This window comes from Enterobacter sp. RHBSTW-00593, assembly GCF_013784105.1.
Lineage (GTDB): Bacteria > Pseudomonadota > Gammaproteobacteria > Enterobacterales > Enterobacteriaceae > Enterobacter > Enterobacter ludwigii.
Genome location: NZ_CP056393.1, coordinates 458,971 through 473,998 on the forward strand (window position 1 = coordinate 458,971; position 15,028 = coordinate 473,998).

At 57.1% G+C, this 15,028-nt stretch carries 17 protein-coding genes; 14 read left to right on the forward strand and 3 right to left on the reverse strand.

Annotated features, from left to right (window positions below):
• The first annotated feature begins 7 nt into the window (after window positions 1-7).
• From pmbA to HV242_RS02240, 14 genes are all read left to right on the forward strand, one after another.
• Complete coding sequence (gene pmbA / locus HV242_RS02175; protein WP_047355606.1) at window positions 8-1,360, forward strand: metalloprotease PmbA; 1,353 nt, start codon at window positions 8-10, stop codon at window positions 1,358-1,360.
• Window positions 1,361-1,400: 40 nt separating this feature from the next.
• Entirely contained in the window at window positions 1,401-1,787 is a 387-nt protein-coding gene (gene cybC / locus HV242_RS02180) for a cytochrome b562 (RefSeq protein ID WP_063858751.1), read from the forward strand.
• 318 nt (window positions 1,788-2,105) lie between these two features.
• A complete protein-coding gene (locus HV242_RS02185) occupies window positions 2,106-2,444 on the forward strand; it encodes a glycine dehydrogenase (protein WP_014168376.1) in 339 nt (112 codons plus the stop codon).
• 10 nt (window positions 2,445-2,454) lie between these two features.
• The gene (locus HV242_RS02190) at window positions 2,455-2,817 is read left to right on the forward strand and encodes an SFCGS family glycine-rich protein (RefSeq protein WP_003830384.1); all 363 of its coding nucleotides are present in this window, start codon (window positions 2,455-2,457) and stop codon (window positions 2,815-2,817) included.
• A gap of 2 nt (window positions 2,818-2,819) precedes the next feature.
• The gene (locus HV242_RS02195; protein WP_006810338.1) at window positions 2,820-3,119 is read left to right on the forward strand and encodes a DUF4312 family protein; all 300 of its coding nucleotides are present in this window, start codon (window positions 2,820-2,822) and stop codon (window positions 3,117-3,119) included.
• Window positions 3,120-3,141: 22 nt separating this feature from the next.
• Complete coding sequence (locus tag HV242_RS02200) at window positions 3,142-3,918, forward strand: DUF4311 domain-containing protein (protein ID WP_014168378.1); 777 nt, start codon at window positions 3,142-3,144, stop codon at window positions 3,916-3,918.
• 13 nt (window positions 3,919-3,931) lie between these two features.
• Entirely contained in the window at window positions 3,932-4,573 is a 642-nt protein-coding gene (locus HV242_RS02205; protein WP_014882285.1) for a DUF4310 family protein, read from the forward strand.
• Between the two features lie 42 nt (window positions 4,574-4,615).
• On the forward strand, window positions 4,616-5,749 hold the full coding sequence (locus HV242_RS02210; protein WP_063858750.1) for an amidohydrolase/deacetylase family metallohydrolase: 1,134 nt from the start codon (window positions 4,616-4,618) through the stop codon (window positions 5,747-5,749).
• On the forward strand, window positions 5,733-6,851 hold the full coding sequence (locus tag HV242_RS02215) for a DgaE family pyridoxal phosphate-dependent ammonia lyase (protein WP_014168381.1): 1,119 nt from the start codon (window positions 5,733-5,735) through the stop codon (window positions 6,849-6,851). The genes HV242_RS02210 and HV242_RS02215 overlap by 17 nt, the downstream gene beginning before the upstream one ends.
• Window positions 6,848-7,588, forward strand: a complete 741-nt coding sequence (gene dagF / locus HV242_RS02220) for a 2-dehydro-3-deoxy-phosphogluconate aldolase (protein WP_020882900.1) — start codon at window positions 6,848-6,850, stop codon at window positions 7,586-7,588. The genes HV242_RS02215 and dagF overlap by 4 nt, the downstream gene beginning before the upstream one ends.
• 118 nt (window positions 7,589-7,706) lie before the next feature.
• Window positions 7,707-8,843 carry a lactonase family protein gene (locus tag HV242_RS02225; protein ID WP_050737583.1) on the forward strand — a complete coding sequence of 379 codons (1,137 nt, stop codon included), beginning with the start codon at window positions 7,707-7,709 and terminating at the stop codon, window positions 8,841-8,843.
• A gap of 19 nt (window positions 8,844-8,862) precedes the next feature.
• A complete protein-coding gene (locus tag HV242_RS02230) occupies window positions 8,863-10,773 on the forward strand; it encodes a BglG family transcription antiterminator (RefSeq protein ID WP_050737582.1) in 1,911 nt (636 codons plus the stop codon).
• Window positions 10,774-10,850: 77 nt separating this feature from the next.
• The gene (locus HV242_RS02235; RefSeq protein ID WP_050737581.1) at window positions 10,851-11,093 is read left to right on the forward strand and encodes a type II toxin-antitoxin system RelB/DinJ family antitoxin; all 243 of its coding nucleotides are present in this window, start codon (window positions 10,851-10,853) and stop codon (window positions 11,091-11,093) included.
• Window positions 11,083-11,352, forward strand: a complete 270-nt coding sequence (locus HV242_RS02240) for a type II toxin-antitoxin system RelE family toxin (RefSeq protein ID WP_050737580.1) — start codon at window positions 11,083-11,085, stop codon at window positions 11,350-11,352. The genes HV242_RS02235 and HV242_RS02240 overlap by 11 nt, the downstream gene beginning before the upstream one ends.
• A 3-nt stretch (window positions 11,353-11,355) precedes the next feature.
• On the opposite strand, the gene nrdG is transcribed toward HV242_RS02240, so the two are convergent.
• From nrdG to HV242_RS02255, 3 genes are all read right to left on the reverse strand, one after another.
• On the reverse strand, window positions 11,356-11,820 hold the full coding sequence (gene nrdG / locus HV242_RS02245) for an anaerobic ribonucleoside-triphosphate reductase-activating protein (protein WP_050737579.1): 465 nt from the start codon (window positions 11,818-11,820) through the stop codon (window positions 11,356-11,358).
• Window positions 11,821-11,948: 128 nt separating this feature from the next.
• Entirely contained in the window at window positions 11,949-14,087 is a 2,139-nt protein-coding gene (gene nrdD, locus HV242_RS02250) for an anaerobic ribonucleoside-triphosphate reductase (protein ID WP_020885401.1), read from the reverse strand.
• Between the two features lie 367 nt (window positions 14,088-14,454).
• Window positions 14,455-15,027: a PTS sugar transporter subunit IIA gene (locus tag HV242_RS02255; protein WP_032681842.1), complete on the reverse strand. Its 573-nt coding sequence runs from the start codon at window positions 15,025-15,027 to the stop codon at window positions 14,455-14,457.
• Window position 15,028 lies beyond the last annotated feature (1 nt).

Sequence of the window (15,028 nt, forward strand, 5' to 3'; positions counted from 1 at the left end):
TTACAGTATGGCATTTGCGATGAAAGTAACCTCACAAGTTGAAGCGCAGCGTAAGATTCTGGAAGAAGCCGTCTCCACCGCGCTGACGCTCGCTTCAGGTAAATCAGATGGCGCCGAAGTGGCGGTAAGCAAAACCACCGGCATCAGCGTCAGCACCCGCTACGGCGAAGTGGAAAATGTAGAATTCAACAGCGATGGCGCCCTGGGGATCACGGTTTATCACCAGAATCGCAAAGGCAGCGCGTCATCGACCGATCTCAGCCCGGATGCCATTGCCCGTACGGTGCAGGCTGCGCTGGATATTGCGCGTTACACCTCGCCCGATCCTTACGCCGGCGTTGCCGACAAAGAGCTGCTGGCATTCGATGCCCCGGATCTCGATCTTTTCCACCCGGCGGAAGTGACGCCGGACGAAGCGATCGAACTGGCTGCCCGTGCCGAGCAGGCGTCTCTGAAGGCCGATAAACGCATCACCAATACCGAAGGCGGAAGTTTTAACAGCCACTACGGTATCAAAGTGTTTGGTAACAGCCACGGGATGCTGCAGGGCTACTGCTCAACGCGCCATTCGCTCTCCAGCTGCGTTATCGCTGAAGAGAATGGGGATATGGAGCGTGATTACGCCTACACCATCGGTCGCGCGCTGGGCGATTTGCAGTCTCCTGAGTGGGTTGGCGCAGAATGCGCGCAGCGCACGCTGTCCCGTCTGTCGCCACGTAAACTCTCCACCATGAAAGCCCCGGTCATTTTTGCCAATGAAGTGGCGACCGGCCTGTTTGGCCACCTGGTGGGGGCGATTGCCGGGGGCTCCGTTTACCGTAAATCGACGTTCCTGCTCGACGCGCTGGGCAAGCAGATCCTGCCGGAATGGTTGACCATTGAAGAGCATCCGCACCTGCTGAAAGGGCTGGCCTCGACGCCGTTCGACAGTGAAGGTGTGCGCACCGAGCGCCGCGATATCATCAAAGATGGCATTCTGACGCAGTGGCTGCTGACCAACTACTCCGCGCGCAAGCTGGGGCTGAAAAGCACCGGTCACGCGGGCGGCATTCACAACTGGCGAATCGCGGGTCAGGGCCTGAGCTTTGAGCAGATGCTTAAAGAGATGGGCACCGGTCTGGTCGTCACCGAGTTAATGGGCCAGGGCGTAAGCGGCATTACCGGCGATTATTCGCGGGGCGCAGCGGGCTTCTGGGTTGAGAACGGTGAAATTCAGTATCCGGTTAGCGAAATTACCATCGCCGGCAACCTGAAAGACATGTGGCGCAATATTGTTACTGTCGGTAACGATATTGAAACACGTAGCAATATACAGTGTGGTTCAGTCCTCTTACCGGAGATGAAAATCGCCGGGCAGTAATACCCGTAAAGGCGTTTAATAATAAAAAAGGAAGTGAGCAATGCGTAAACACCTGTTAGCGATCGTCGCAGCGTCAACGCTGGTTCTTGGTTCTTCTGCGTTTGCTGCCGATCTTGAAGACGACATGGGCATCCTCAGTGAAAACCTGAAGGTGGTGCAGAAAACGGACAATGCGGCGGAAATGAAAGGCGCATTGACCAAAATGCGTGAAGCGGCACTGGACGCGCAGAAATCCACGCCGCCAAAGCTGGAAAATAAAGCGGCAGACAGCGCTGAGATGAAAGACTACCGCCACGGCTTTGACGTGCTGGTCGGTCAGATTGACGGTGCACTGAAGCTTGCCAACGAAGGCAAAGTGAAGGAAGCCCAGGCGGCAGCCGACCAGTTTGTGACCACGCGTAATACCTTTCACAAAAAGTATCGTTAATTCTCGGTACGCGCTTTCCCCGTGCGGGGGCGGTTAATCGCCCCCGCATGTTTGCTCTCCGGGCATAAGAAAACCTTATCCACCTCACATATTTGCACGCCTGCCCATAATCTTTTTCGCTCCCACGCCCCCTTAATTGCCGTCAGATAGCGTGATATTCATCACGTAAATACAGTGATTTATCTATATTCAGCATATTTATGTGGCACAGATCACTGCCGGTGCTCGCCTTTCCACTTCGAAGTGGAAAACAACTCGCTACAAACAATTCCCCCCCAACGTTAGTTTTATTCCAGAGCCATTAACGGGGTAAGACGAGTGATTAACGGAGCGGTAATGAACGACGTTGGAGATCAGGCGGTGCAAACAGAGCAGCTCGCTAACACCATGCTGGCGCAGGTGTATGCCCTGCTGGCCCGGCACAACATCATCCCCAACGCAGTACAGGAACAGATGCTCACCTCCCACGTTCGCGCGATGGCGCACCGGTCCGTGACCGGCGAGCCGCTGCCGGAGGTTGAAGCCGAGCTGTTCGACGAAATTTCTCCCGATTCAATGCGGCTTGCCCGTGAAGTGGTCGCGCAGTTTGGCAACCTTCCTGATGAAGAGGCCTGGCTGCTCTCCGTTCACTTCGAAGTCGCAAAAGACAACCTTTAAGGAGCAACACATGGAACAGATTACAGTCGTGATTGGCGATCGCCTGGGTAAAGGTCAGAAAGTGGCGGCAGGTGTTGAAAAAGCCGGTGGACGCGCGGTTGTCGTGCCGGGTGTGGCGGCAGACATGAAGCTCGGTGACGTGATGAAAGCGGAAAATGCCACCTTCGGCATCTCCTTCTGCGGCAGCGGCGGCGCGGGTGCCATCACCGCACAAACCAAATATGGCTACAAAGCCAAATACGGCATGCGTTCAGTGGATGAAGGCGTCACCGCCATCAATGAAGGCTGCAATGTGCTGGGCTTTGGCTTTATGGATAAAGAAGAGCTGGGCGAGCGTCTGGTTCAGGCGTGGCAGAAGAAACACGGCGCATAAGCATGAAAGAACAGTTCACAACCACGGTGAGAGTGAAGGGCAAAGGCGACGCTAAAGCGCGCGCCTTTGCTGATGCGCTCAACCACGTTCAGGCCGCGGTGATGAAAGCCTCACCGCATATCTTACTGCGTATTGAGCCACAGGATGTGCAGGTCGTTCAGGCGCAAGAAGCGGTGCGTAAAGAAGCTTTTCTGTTCTTCTTTTTGCGCCGGGAAAGACGCACCTACAGCGTGGAGCTGGATGTGACCGTCAACGTGACTGCCATCAATCTCGACCAGGTGGATTTCGTCACGCAACGCTGATTATTCATAAAAGGGCAGACTGATGTTCTTAATTATATTAATAAAATCGCTCATCATTGGCGGCCTGGTTGGCGTCGGTGTGGGGGCCGGGGCTGCACGCATGTTTCATGCGCCTACCACTCAGGGTATGGGCGCGTTTCGTACGTTGGGGGAACTGAACTCCTGTGAAGGGGATCCGGCTTCTCACTTCTCCTTTGGGTTAGGCTTCTTCTTTAACGCCTGGGCCTCTTCCGTGGCTGCAGGTGCATTCACACAGGACGTTGACCACCGCATCATCCCGAACTGGGGTGCTGCAGCACTGATGATTAAAAACCGTAACGTCGGCGAAACGCTGCACGATCCGCGCAAAATGGCGATTGCCTGCGGCGTGATCGGCATGATTGTCGTCACCTTCCTTAACCTCACCGCCTCTTCTGTTCCGGCTGCGCTTCAGGTAACCGCCGTAAAGGTGTTGGTGCCTGCGGCAAACCTGCTGGTCAACACCGTGATGCCGGTGATCTTCTGGCTGGCCGCCATCGATGCGGGTAAAAAATCGGGCTTCTGGGCCACCATTTTTGGCGGCGCGGCGCAGCTGATCATGGGTAACGCCGTACCGGGTCTGGTGCTGGGTATCCTGATTGGTAAGGGCGTTGAAGAGAGCGGATGGAACCACGTCACCAAAGTGATGATGGCGGCCATCGTGGCGCTGTTCGTGCTGAGCGGTTTCTTCCGTGGCTTCGACATGAAGATGATCGAATCCTTCCATCTGACCGTGCCTAACTGGCTCGACATGATCCACAACGCGCTCAGCGGTAAATAACAGGAGCCTCGACATGGAACAGAATAAAGGTTTTTGGTATGCCGACTGGTCGTTCCCGATCTTCGTTGGCCTGCTCTCTTCCGGTGTTTTCGCCGGGACGCATATGTACTACCTCTACGGCATCGGCGCGTTCAACGAAGTGGCCTTCGTGGCGATGCTGAAAGCGGGGATGGATACCGGCGTTTACGGCGCGGTGGCGGCGTTCGGTGCGAGCTTCCTGTTCGCCCGTATTATCGAAGGGTCGCTGGTCGGTATCCTTGATATCGGCGGGGCGATCCAGACCGGGGTGGGCCTCGGGGTTCCGGCGCTGCTGCTGGGCGCGGGCATCATGTTCCCGGTGACCAACTTTATCGCCGCGCTGATCACCGGCCTGGTGATTGGCCTGGCAATTGGCTACGTCATCATCCTGGCGCGTAAGTTCACCATCAATCAGAGCAACTCCACCTACGGGGCGGACGTGATGATGGGGGCCGGTAACGCCTCCGGTCGTTTCCTCGGGCCGTTGATTATCCTCAGCGCCATGACTGCCTCCATTCCTATTGGCGTCGGCTCTCTGGTAGGTGCGCTGTTGTTCTATATCTGGCAGAAGCCGATTACCGGTGGCGCCATTCTCGGTGCAATGATTCTGGGCTGGCTGTTCCCGGTCGCCCTTTAATGCCCGCGGGCGCTCCGGCGCCCGCCTTATCAGGAGATCCTCATGTTTGATTTACTCCTGCGCCGTGCGCGCCTCACCGACGATACCCTGACCGATATCGCCATTCAGGACGGAAAAATCGCGGCGGTGGGCGGCATTACTGCGGCCGCCCGCAAAACGGTTGAGTTGAACGGTGAAGTGTTCGTCAGCGCAGGCTGGATTGACTCCCACGTTCACTGCTACCCGAACTCCCCTATTTATCACGACGAACCGGACAGCGTGGGCATCGCCACCGGCGTGACCTCGGTGGTGGATGCCGGCAGTACCGGCGCGGATGACGTGGACGATTTTTATGAAATCACCCGTAAAGCCTCAACCGACGTTTATGCCTTACTGAACATCTCCCGCGTGGGGCTGATTGCCCAGAACGAACTGGCCAATATGGCCAACATTGATGCGAAGGCCGTGAAGCAGGCCGTTACGCGTTACCCGGATTTTATCGTTGGCCTGAAAGCGCGCATGAGCAGCAGCGTGGTTGGCGAAAACGGCATAACGCCGCTTGAGCGCGCGAAAGCCATCCAGAAAGAGAACGGCGACCTGCCGCTGATGGTGCACATTGGCAACAACCCGCCCAACCTCGATGAAATTGCCGACCTGCTCAGCTCAGGCGACATCATCACCCACTGCTACAACGGCAAGCCGAACCGCATTCTGACGCCATCCGGTGAACTGCGTGCGTCTATCACCTCCGCCCTGAAACGCGGTGTGCGCCTGGACGTCGGGCACGGTACGGCGAGCTTTAGCTTTGAGGTGGCGAGACGCGCCATTGCAATGGGCATTTTGCCACACACCATCAGCTCGGATATTTACTGCCGCAACCGCATTAACGGCCCGGTAGGGTCGCTGGCAAGCGTGATGTCGAAGTTTCTCGCCATCGGCATGTCGCTGCCGCAGGTGATTGAGTGCGTCACCGCGAACGCCGCCGACGGGCTGCGTCTGACGCACAAAGGCCGTATTCAGCCAGGCCTCGATGCCGACCTGACGCTGTTCACGATAAAACGCCAGCCAACGCTGCTGGTGGATGCTGAAAATGACAGCCTGCAGGCTGAACACATTCTGGTGCCGCTTGCCGCCATCCGCGCAGGCAAGGGCTACATGACCGAACAAGGGAGCACGGAACATGCCTTCGATTTATGAGAAGTATCACTTAAAGCAAGTCATCAACACCTCAGGCCGTATGACGGCGCTGGGTGTCTCCACGCCGCGCCCGGACGTGGTGCAGGCGGCGATGGATGGCATGAATCACTATTTCGAGATGAAGGATCTGGTCAACAAAACCGGCGAATACATCGCGAAGCTGCTGGATGTGGAAGGGGCGACGGTGGTCTCCTGCGCGTCAGCGGGCATCGCCCAGTCCGTGGCGGCGGTGCTGGTCAAAGACAGCGACTGGCTGCTGGAGAACCTGCACGTCACCCCGATTGAGAACAACGAAATCGTGCTGCCGAAAGGCCATAACGTTAACTTTGGCGCACCGGTAGGCACCATGGTGGCGCTGGGCGGCGGCAAGCTGGTGGAAGCGGGCTACGCGAACGAATGCTCCGCCGATCAGCTGGCGGCGGCCATCACGCCGCGTACCGCGGCCATCCTTTACATCAAGTCTCACCACTGCGTGCAGAAAAGCATGCTCAGCGTAGAGCAGGCGGCAGTGGTGGCGCGTAAGCACGATCTGCCGCTGATCGTGGATGCGGCCGCGGAAGAGGATCTTCACGTTTACTATCGCTCCGGTGCCGATCTGGTTATCTACAGCGGTGCGAAAGCGATTGAAGGGCCAACCAGCGGGCTGGTGATCGGCAAAACGCAGTATGTTGAGTGGGTGAAACGCCAGACGGCGGGGATTGGCCGCGCAATGAAAGTGGGTAAAGAGGGGATCCTCGGCCTTACCTGTGCCATCGAACACTACCTGACGGCGACCAAAGAGAGCGGCGAAGAGATGGTGGCGAAGATGACGCCCTTTATTGACGCGCTTAATACCCTTAACGGCGTGACGGCACGCGTGGTCTGGGACAGTGCCGGTCGCGATATCGCCCGTACCGAGATTAAGTTTGATGAAGCTACCACCGGTGTTGGCACCGGCGACCTGGTGACCGCGCTGAAGCAGGGCGAGTACGCCATTTATTTCCGTGGCTACAAGGCCAACGAAGGGATTATCGAAGCGGACGTGCGCAGCGTGAATGCCGATCAGCTGAACATTGTTTATCGCCGCATGAGTGAAGTATTAGGACAGGAGAAAAAGGCATGAAACTGACCCCCAACTTTTACCGTGACCGCGTCTGCCTGAACGTGCTGGCAGGATCGAAAGCCAACGCCAGCGCCATTTACGAGGCGGCGGAAGGCCACGTGCTGGTGGGCGTGCTCTCCAAAAATTACCCGGATGTCGCCAGTGCGGTTGCCGATATGCGCGACTACGCTCAGCTTATCGATAATGCGCTCTCTGTGGGCCTCGGCGCGGGCGATCCGAACCAGTCCGCGATGGTCAGTGAGATCGCCCGTCAGGTGCAGCCGCAGCACGTTAACCAGGTGTTCACCGGCGTGGCAACCAGCCGTGCGCTGCTGGGGCAGAGTGAATCCGTGGTCAACGGCCTGGTCTCTCCGACCGGCACCGTTGGCAAGGTGAAAATCTCCACCGGTCCGCTGAGCAGCGCGGCCCCGGACGGCATTGTGCCGGTTGAAACCGCGATTGCCCTGCTGAAAGATTTTGGCGGCAGCTCCATCAAATACTTCCCGATGGGAGGCCTGGCGTGTCGGGACGAATACCAGGCAGTGGCGGAAGCCTGCGCCCGTCACGATTTCTGGCTGGAGCCGACCGGTGGGATCGATCTGGAGAACTATGAAGCGATCCTGCAGATCGCCCTTGATGCGGGCGTGAGTAAAATCATTCCGCATATCTACAGCTCGATTATCGACAAAGCCAGCGGCGACACGCGTCCGGAAGATGTGCGTACGCTGCTGGAGATGACGAAGAAGCTGGCTAAGTAGTCTTTACCCCTCACCCCGGCACTCTCCCCAAAGAGGAGAGGGTGTAATCGTCCCCTCTCCCCTTTGGGGAGAGGGTTAGGGTGAGGGGCAAAAACCACACAAAACCAAAGGAGCCACCATGCACACCCGTAACCTGCTTGTCGCTTCACTGTCTTTACTGGCAACCGCCGCGGTCGCCCAGACCCATTACGCCTGGGTCGGGACGTACAACCCCAACGGCAAGGGGCTGTACCGCTTTACGGTCGATCCTCACACTGGCGCGCTGTCGAATAAAACGCTGGTCAGCACGCTGCCAAACGCCGCGCAGCTCACCGTCTCGCAGGATGGTAAGACGCTCTATCTGGCGAGCGAAGTGGAGCAGGGCGTGGTGCAGGCGCTGCGCGTGGGCGATAACGGTGAACTGAGCGAGCTTAATCAGGTGGCGTCCGGCGGGGCGGGGCCGGTCTATCTCTCCCTGACGCCAAAGGGTCACCACCTGCTGGTGGCGAACTACGTCAGCGGCTCGATTGCTGTTCTGCCCGTTAATGCAGACGGCAGTCTGGGGGAGGCCACGGACACGCATCAGGATCGGGGAGAGCCGGGCGCGGCGAAACCGGCGGCGGCGGTGGAAGGCAGTTTTGCCATTAGCGATCACAATGGCCCCCATGCGCACATGATCGCCGCCGATCCGCGCGGGAAATACGTTTTTTCTACCGATCTGGGTCTGGATCGTATCTACCAGTACCGTTTTGACGATCAAACAGGCAAGCTGACCCCGAACGATCCGCCGTTTATCAGTGCCTCCTCGAAAGGGGCCGGTCCGCGGCATTTCGTCTTTACGCCGAAAGGCGATGCGTTATGGCTGATTAACGAAGAGGCATCCACGCTCACGTACTATACGCTGGATGCCCGGGGCAGGCTGCAGGAGGGGAAAACCCTCTCCGCCCTGCCACACGGCTACAAAGGCACCAGCTTTGCCGCCGGGCTGGCACTCAGTGCCGATGGCAAACAGCTGTATGTGGCTAACCGTTTGCATAACAGCATCGGGCACTTTACCGTAACAGCGGATGGCACGCTGACGCATCAGGATGATGTGTGGACGCGTGGTGATTACCCGCGCACCCTGACGCTCGACAAACAGGGGCGCTGGCTGTACGTCATGAATCAGCGCAGCGACAACATTACCCGTTTTCGCGTGGCGCAGGACGGCAAACTCAGCGCCGAGCCGGACTATACCCCGGTCGGCAGCCCATCCCAGATGGTCATTTCACCCTAAGCCGTAAGAGGACAACCCCGTGCGATTTCCGAACCAACGTTTAGCGCAACTTTTCGAACTGTTGCAAAACGAGACGCTGCCGCAGGACGAACTGGCGCAGCGGCTGTCGGTCTCCACGCGAACCGTCCGCGCTGATATCACTGCCCTGAACGCGCTGCTGGCGAGCCACGGCGCGCAGTTTATTCTCAGCCGCGGCAATGGCTATCAGCTCAAAATTGACGATGCAGAACGCTATCAGCAGCTTCAGTCCTCCCACCCGCGCGCGCTGCGCATTCCCCGCACCGGGCCGGAGCGCGTGCACTATCTGGTGGTCCGTTTTCTTACCTCCGCGTTTTCGCTCAAGCTGGAGGATCTGGCGGATGAGTGGTTTGTCAGCCGTGCGACGCTGCAAAGTGACATGGTGGAAGTGCGCGAGTGGTTCCACCGCTACAACCTGACGCTGGAAACCCGACCGCGCCACGGCATGAAGCTGTTTGGCAGCGAGATGGCGACCCGCGCCTGTCTCACCGATCTGCTCTGGGAGCTGGCGCAGCAGGATAGCCTGAACCCGCTGGTGACCGACGTTGCGCTCAATGCGGGGGTGGCGGAGCAGATGGTTCCCGTGCTGCACGATGCGCTGACGCGGCATCACATTCGTCTGACTGACGAGGGCGAGCTGTTCCTGCGCCTGTACTGTGCGGTGTCGGTGCGTCGCATCAGCGAAGGCTATCCGCTGCCGGAATTTCACGCAGAAGATGTGGCCGAGAATGTCCGTGAGGCGGCGAAAGACATCGCTGTGACCATTCAACAGCTGGCGGATAAAGCGCTTTCGCCTTCAGAAGAGAGCTGGCTCTGCGTTCACATCGCGGCACGTCAGATCCAGGAGATTGCCCCCAGTGCCATCAATGCCGATGACGACGAGGCGCTGGTCAATTACATCCTGCGCTACATCAATACCCACTATAACTACAACCTGCTCAGCGACGAGCAACTGCATGCGGATCTGCTCACCCACATCAAAACCATGATCACCCGCGTGCGCTATCAAATCATGATCCCGAATCCGCTTCTGGATAACATCAAGCAGCACTACCCGATGGCGTGGGATATGACCCTCGCGGCAGTGTCGAGCTGGGGGAAATACACGCCGTATGTGATCAGCGAAAACGAGATCGGTTTCCTGGTGCTGCATATCGGTGTCGGGCTGGAGCGCCACTACAACATCGGCTACCAGCGCCAGCCGCGGGTGCTGTTAGTTTGCGATGCCGGGAATGCGATGGTCCGGATGATTGAAGCGGTGTTGCAGCGCAAATATCCGCAGATTGAGGTGACCCGCACGCTCACGCTGCGCGAGTATGAGCTGGCGGAACCGATCGGCGAAGACTTTGTTATCTCGACCGCCCGGGTGAGCGAAAAGTCTAAACCGGTGGTGATGATCGCCCCGTTCCCGACGGACTACCAGCTTGAGCAGATAGGTAAGCTGGTGCTGGTGGACCGAACCCGCCCGTGGATGCTGGATAAATACTTCGATGCCGCCCATTTCCGCATTATCGACAGGCCGATTGACCAGCAAACGCTGTTCCGGGAGCTGTGCGAGCAGCTCGAAGAAGAGGGGTTTGTTGGCGCGGAGTTTCTGGATTCGGTCGTGGAGCGAGAGGCCATCGTCAGCACCATGCTGGGCGACGGCATTGCGCTACCGCACTCCCTCGGGCTACTGGCACAAAAAACGGTGGTTTACACCGTGCTGGCACCGCAGGGTATTGCCTGGGGGGATGAAACTGCCCACGTGATTTTCCTGCTCGCCATCAGCAAGCGCGAGTACGAAGAGGCGATGGCGATTTACGATATTTTCGTGACTTTCCTGCGTGAGCGCGCCATGTCACGGCTGTGCAGTTGCAATGATTTCGCTGGGTTTAAAGCGGTGGCGATGGAGAGTGTGAGCCGGTTTTGAGAGACGTTATCCAGAATTCGATGTAATGCAAATGTAATGCTAAGATGCATTACACATTCGATTTCACTGGAGGCATAATGGCCACGCTGAACGTCCGTCTGGATGACAAACTCAAAAACGAGGCTTATGCCGTGCTTGAAAAACTCAATATCACGCCAACGGAAGCCGTTCGGTTACTGTTTCAGTACGTTGCGGAGACGGGGCGTATGCCGGTGAAAATGGTCACTGTTAGCGACAGTGAAGATGAACTCATACAGACAGTCCGGGAGCGGCTGGCTAATCCGCAAAAAGGAATTAAGGTTAGGCTGGATGACTTATGAACTCGTATTTGTTCCGAGGGCGTTCAAGGAGTGGACCAGGCTGGGTGATACCGTAAAAAATCAGTTTAAGAAGAAGCTTGCGAACGTGTTGGTGACGGCTCGCCTGCATGGCCTGCCTGATTGCGACAAGATAAAATTCAGATCCCAGGGTTATCGTTTGGTCTATCAGGTTCAGGACAACGTTGTGACGGTATGTGTTATTGCTATCGGTAAGAGAGAGAAATCAGCCGTTTATCATGACGTAAACAAACGGCTTTAGCGATCACCGCAAATGATGCACAACCTGGTTACTGCTGCCGCGCCAGATCAGCGCAGGGTCTTTTAAATCCTGCACAAACTTGCCGTCAACCAGCACGTTAATCAAATCCACCACTTCCCTCTGTTCAGCATTCAGTTCTTCGAGCTTATAACCCGTCCAGACCCAGATATCCTTTTCTGCACATTCGCGGCGAATGCGTTTTATCAGCTTCAGAATGTCCGGCACGTTTTGCGGGTGAAGCGGGTCGCCACCGGAGAGTGAAATCCCCTGGCGATGAATGCGCGTGTCGTTGAGATCGTCGATGATCCGCTGTTCCATTTCCGCGGTGAACGGCAGGCCTGAATTTACGCGCCAGGTGCTTTTGTTGTAACAGCCGGGGCATTCATGGACGCAGCCTGAGACAAACAGAGTGCAGCGGGTGCCGGGGCCGTTGACGATGTCGACGGGATAGTATTGATGATATCGCATAAGAAGATGTCCAGAGTGTGTGCGCGCGGGTGCCCTCACCCCAGCCCTCTCCCACAGGCAGAGGGGGAAAACGTAGGTGCGCGTTCGGTTCCCTCTGAGGGGTAGGGTGAGGGGAAACCCCCGACGCCTTAACCGATCTGCCCATTCCCCAAATGTTTCACGCGTCGCTTAACCTCTTCCTGCTTACCGGCGTTAAACGGACGCGCATCGGGACTTCCGAGATAGCCACACACGCGGCGGGTCACCGAGACGCGAGCCGCATCGTGGTTACCGCATTTCGGGCAGGTGAACCCTTTGCTGGTGCACTCAAACTCACCGGTAAAGCCACACTCGTAGCACTCGTCAATCGGGGTGTTGGTCCCGTAATACGGTACGTGCTGATAGCTGTAATCCCAGACATCTTCCAGCGCCTTCAGGTTATGCTGAATGTTCGGATACTCGCCGTAGCAGATGAAGCCACCGTTCGCGACGGGCGGATACGCGGCTTCAAAGTCGATCTTGTCGTAAGGGTTCACCTTCTTCTCCACGTCGAGGTGAAAGCTGTTGGTGTAGTACCCTTTGTCGGTTACCCCTTCGACAATGCCAAATTCAGCGGTATCCAGGCGGCAGAAACGGTCACACAGGTTTTCACTCGGGGTGCTGTACAGGCTGAAGCCGTAGCCGGTTTCGTCTTTCCACTGGTCAACCGCATCGCGCAGGCGCTGAACAATGGCGACACCTTTTTCACGCAGGGCGTCGCTGTCATACATGTGCTGGTTGCCGAACAGCGCGTTGATCGTTTCGTGAATACCGATGTAGCCCAGAGAAATTGACGCGCGACCATTTTTGAAGATCTCCGACACGTCATCGTCCGCCTTCAGGCGCACGCCGCAGGCTCCTTCCATATACAGGATGGGCGCAACGCGGGCTTTCACCCCTTCCAGACGCGCAATACGGGTCATGAGGGCCTTTCGTGCGAGCTGCAGACGTTCGTCCAGCAGCGCCCAGAAGGCCGCTTCGTCGCCTTTGGCTTCGAGGGCGATACGCGGCAGGTTGAGGCTGATCACGCCGAGGTTGTTACGGCCGTCGTGAACCTGTTCGCCGTTTTCGTCTTCATACACGCCGAGGAAGCTACGGCAGCCCATCGGCGTTTTAAACGAGCCGGTCACTTTGACTACCTGGTCGTAGTTCAGGATGTCCGGGTACATGCGCTTGCTCGCACACTCCAGCGCCAGCTGTTTGATGTCGTAGTTAGGATCGCCAAACTTGTGGTTCAGGCCGTCGCGGATAGCGAACACCAGTTTCGGGAACACCGCTGTCTTACGGTTTTTACCAAGCCCGGAGATACGGTTGCGCAGGATAGACTGCTGAATCAGGCGTGATTCCCAACTGGTACCCAGACCAAAACCGAAGGTCACAAACGGCGTCTGACCGTTGGCGGTATGCAGGGTGTTCACCTCGTATTCCAGCGACTGGAACGCGTCGTAGCACTCTTTTTCGGTACGGGAGTGCGCGTAGCCCTCGGCGTCCGGGATTTGCCACTCTTCAGCGGTTTGACGGTGTTTATTGAAGCTTGCCGTGACGAACGGTGCCAGTACTTCATCAATGCGGTTAATGGTGGTGCCGCCGTAAATATGGCTGGCGACCTGAGCGATAATCTGCGCCGTGACCGCAGTGGCCGTGGAGATCGATTTTGGCGGCTCAATCTCGGCATTCCCCATTTTAAAACCGTGGGTCAGCATGCCTTTCAGGTCGATGAGCATGCAGTTGAACATCGGGAAGAAGGGCGAGTAATCGAGATCGTGGTAGTGGATCTCACCGCGCTCATGCGCCGAGACCACGTCGCGCGGCAGCAGGTGCTGACGGGCATAGTGTTTGGCAACAATACCGGCCAGCAGGTCGCGCTGGGTGGGGATCACTTTGCTGTCTTTGTTGGCATTTTCATTCAGCAGGGCGGAGTTGGTCTGCTCCACCAGGCCACGAATCTCCTGATTAAGACGACCGCGTTTCTCACGCTGTACGTCCCGATCGTGGCGGTATTCGATATAGGCGCGGGCTAACTGCTTGTAGGGGCCCGCCATCAGCTGGTTTTCAACCGCGGTCTGGATCTCATTGATATCGACCTGGCTGCGTTCGTTCATCTGGCTGCTAACGACTTCTGCGACGGTGGCGCAGTAATCTGCGTCATCGACACCCGCTGCTTTAGCTGCACGCAGAATGGCTTCCTGGATGCGCTCTGATTTAAACGGCACTTTACAGCCATCACGTTTCATCACATGCGGTGTCATGATCACTCCATTTTTAAAAACAGGTTATCCACAAAGGTGGAGAAGTGTTCACCGGGCGTATTGTCAGCCAGGCCAGAGACTTCCCACGTTCCCAACGCGTGTTATCCACAATTCCGGAGAGCTGAGTCGCCGTCTTGTTGTTGGAATAGTAGACGATAAATACAATATGTTGGGTCGGCGTGCATTTTAAGTGCTACATATAGTGATTTGCATCAAACATGTTTGCGATTTATTTGATTCAGAACAAAGTAAAAAGACGAGAGTACAAACGACGGGCACTCCAGCGTTTGTAAAGACGAGAGGGAAAATTCTGATTAATTATTCAACAAAAACAAGCGCTCAGCAGCATGTGCCGAGCGCCAGTCGGTTAACTCACCCCGCATGCCCAGTTCAGTCCGGCCTGGAGAAAGGCTGCCGCCGCAATACCCCCCAGTATCAGCGGGATAACAAGTGAGCGCCCGGGTTCGGCGTCCGCGTTTTGTGGCATTTCTCTGCGCAACGCGGACAGCGCTTCTTCGCCGGTGCGCGCCGCCAGAAGCGCGTTACGCACGCGCTCTTCCGCCAGCGAACTGGTCAGCGTCGTCAGCAGCTGCATATGCGTACTGCCGGCCTCGGCGTGCGGGATGGCGAGCAGAAAAACCATCCTGACCGCTTCATCGCCTTCCAGCCCCGGCCAGATAACAGGCTCATCAAAAAGCGCCAGGCAAAACGCCGCCTGCTGCACCGCGTCTGATTTACCGTGCGGAACGGCCAGCGCTTCGCCCAGCGCGGTGGGACCTTCACTTTCGCGGTGTAAGACGCTCTGGATAAAGGCGTCTTTATCGGTGATGACGTTTCGCCCGACAAGCGGTTCGGAGAGCCAGCGGATCAGCGCTTCAGGCGTGCGGCAGGGTGGGTTAATAAACACCAGTTCGGGGTGCGTGAGTTCAAGCAAGTTCATG

Coding starts and splice junctions, on each gene's coding strand:
- pmbA (WP_047355606.1), top strand. CDS start 8: ATGGCATTTGCGATGAAAGTAACCTCACAAGTTGAAGCGCAGCGTAAG.
- cybC (WP_063858751.1), top strand. CDS start 1,401: ATGCGTAAACACCTGTTAGCGATCGTCGCAGCGTCAACGCTGGTTCTT.
- HV242_RS02190 (WP_003830384.1), top strand. CDS start 2,455: ATGGAACAGATTACAGTCGTGATTGGCGATCGCCTGGGTAAAGGTCAG.
- HV242_RS02195 (WP_006810338.1), top strand. CDS start 2,820: ATGAAAGAACAGTTCACAACCACGGTGAGAGTGAAGGGCAAAGGCGAC.
- HV242_RS02200 (WP_014168378.1), top strand. CDS start 3,142: ATGTTCTTAATTATATTAATAAAATCGCTCATCATTGGCGGCCTGGTT.
- HV242_RS02205 (WP_014882285.1), top strand. CDS start 3,932: ATGGAACAGAATAAAGGTTTTTGGTATGCCGACTGGTCGTTCCCGATC.
- HV242_RS02210 (WP_063858750.1), top strand. CDS start 4,616: ATGTTTGATTTACTCCTGCGCCGTGCGCGCCTCACCGACGATACCCTG.
- HV242_RS02215 (WP_014168381.1), top strand. CDS start 5,733: ATGCCTTCGATTTATGAGAAGTATCACTTAAAGCAAGTCATCAACACC.
- dagF (WP_020882900.1), top strand. CDS start 6,848: ATGAAACTGACCCCCAACTTTTACCGTGACCGCGTCTGCCTGAACGTG.
- HV242_RS02225 (WP_050737583.1), top strand. CDS start 7,707: ATGCACACCCGTAACCTGCTTGTCGCTTCACTGTCTTTACTGGCAACC.
- HV242_RS02235 (WP_050737581.1), top strand. CDS start 10,851: ATGGCCACGCTGAACGTCCGTCTGGATGACAAACTCAAAAACGAGGCT.
- HV242_RS02240 (WP_050737580.1), top strand. CDS start 11,083: ATGACTTATGAACTCGTATTTGTTCCGAGGGCGTTCAAGGAGTGGACC.
- nrdG (WP_050737579.1), bottom strand. CDS start 11,820: ATGCGATATCATCAATACTATCCCGTCGACATCGTCAACGGCCCCGGC.
- nrdD (WP_020885401.1), bottom strand. CDS start 14,087: ATGACACCGCATGTGATGAAACGTGATGGCTGTAAAGTGCCGTTTAAA.
- HV242_RS02255 (WP_032681842.1), bottom strand. CDS start 15,027: ATGAACTTGCTTGAACTCACGCACCCCGAACTGGTGTTTATTAACCCA.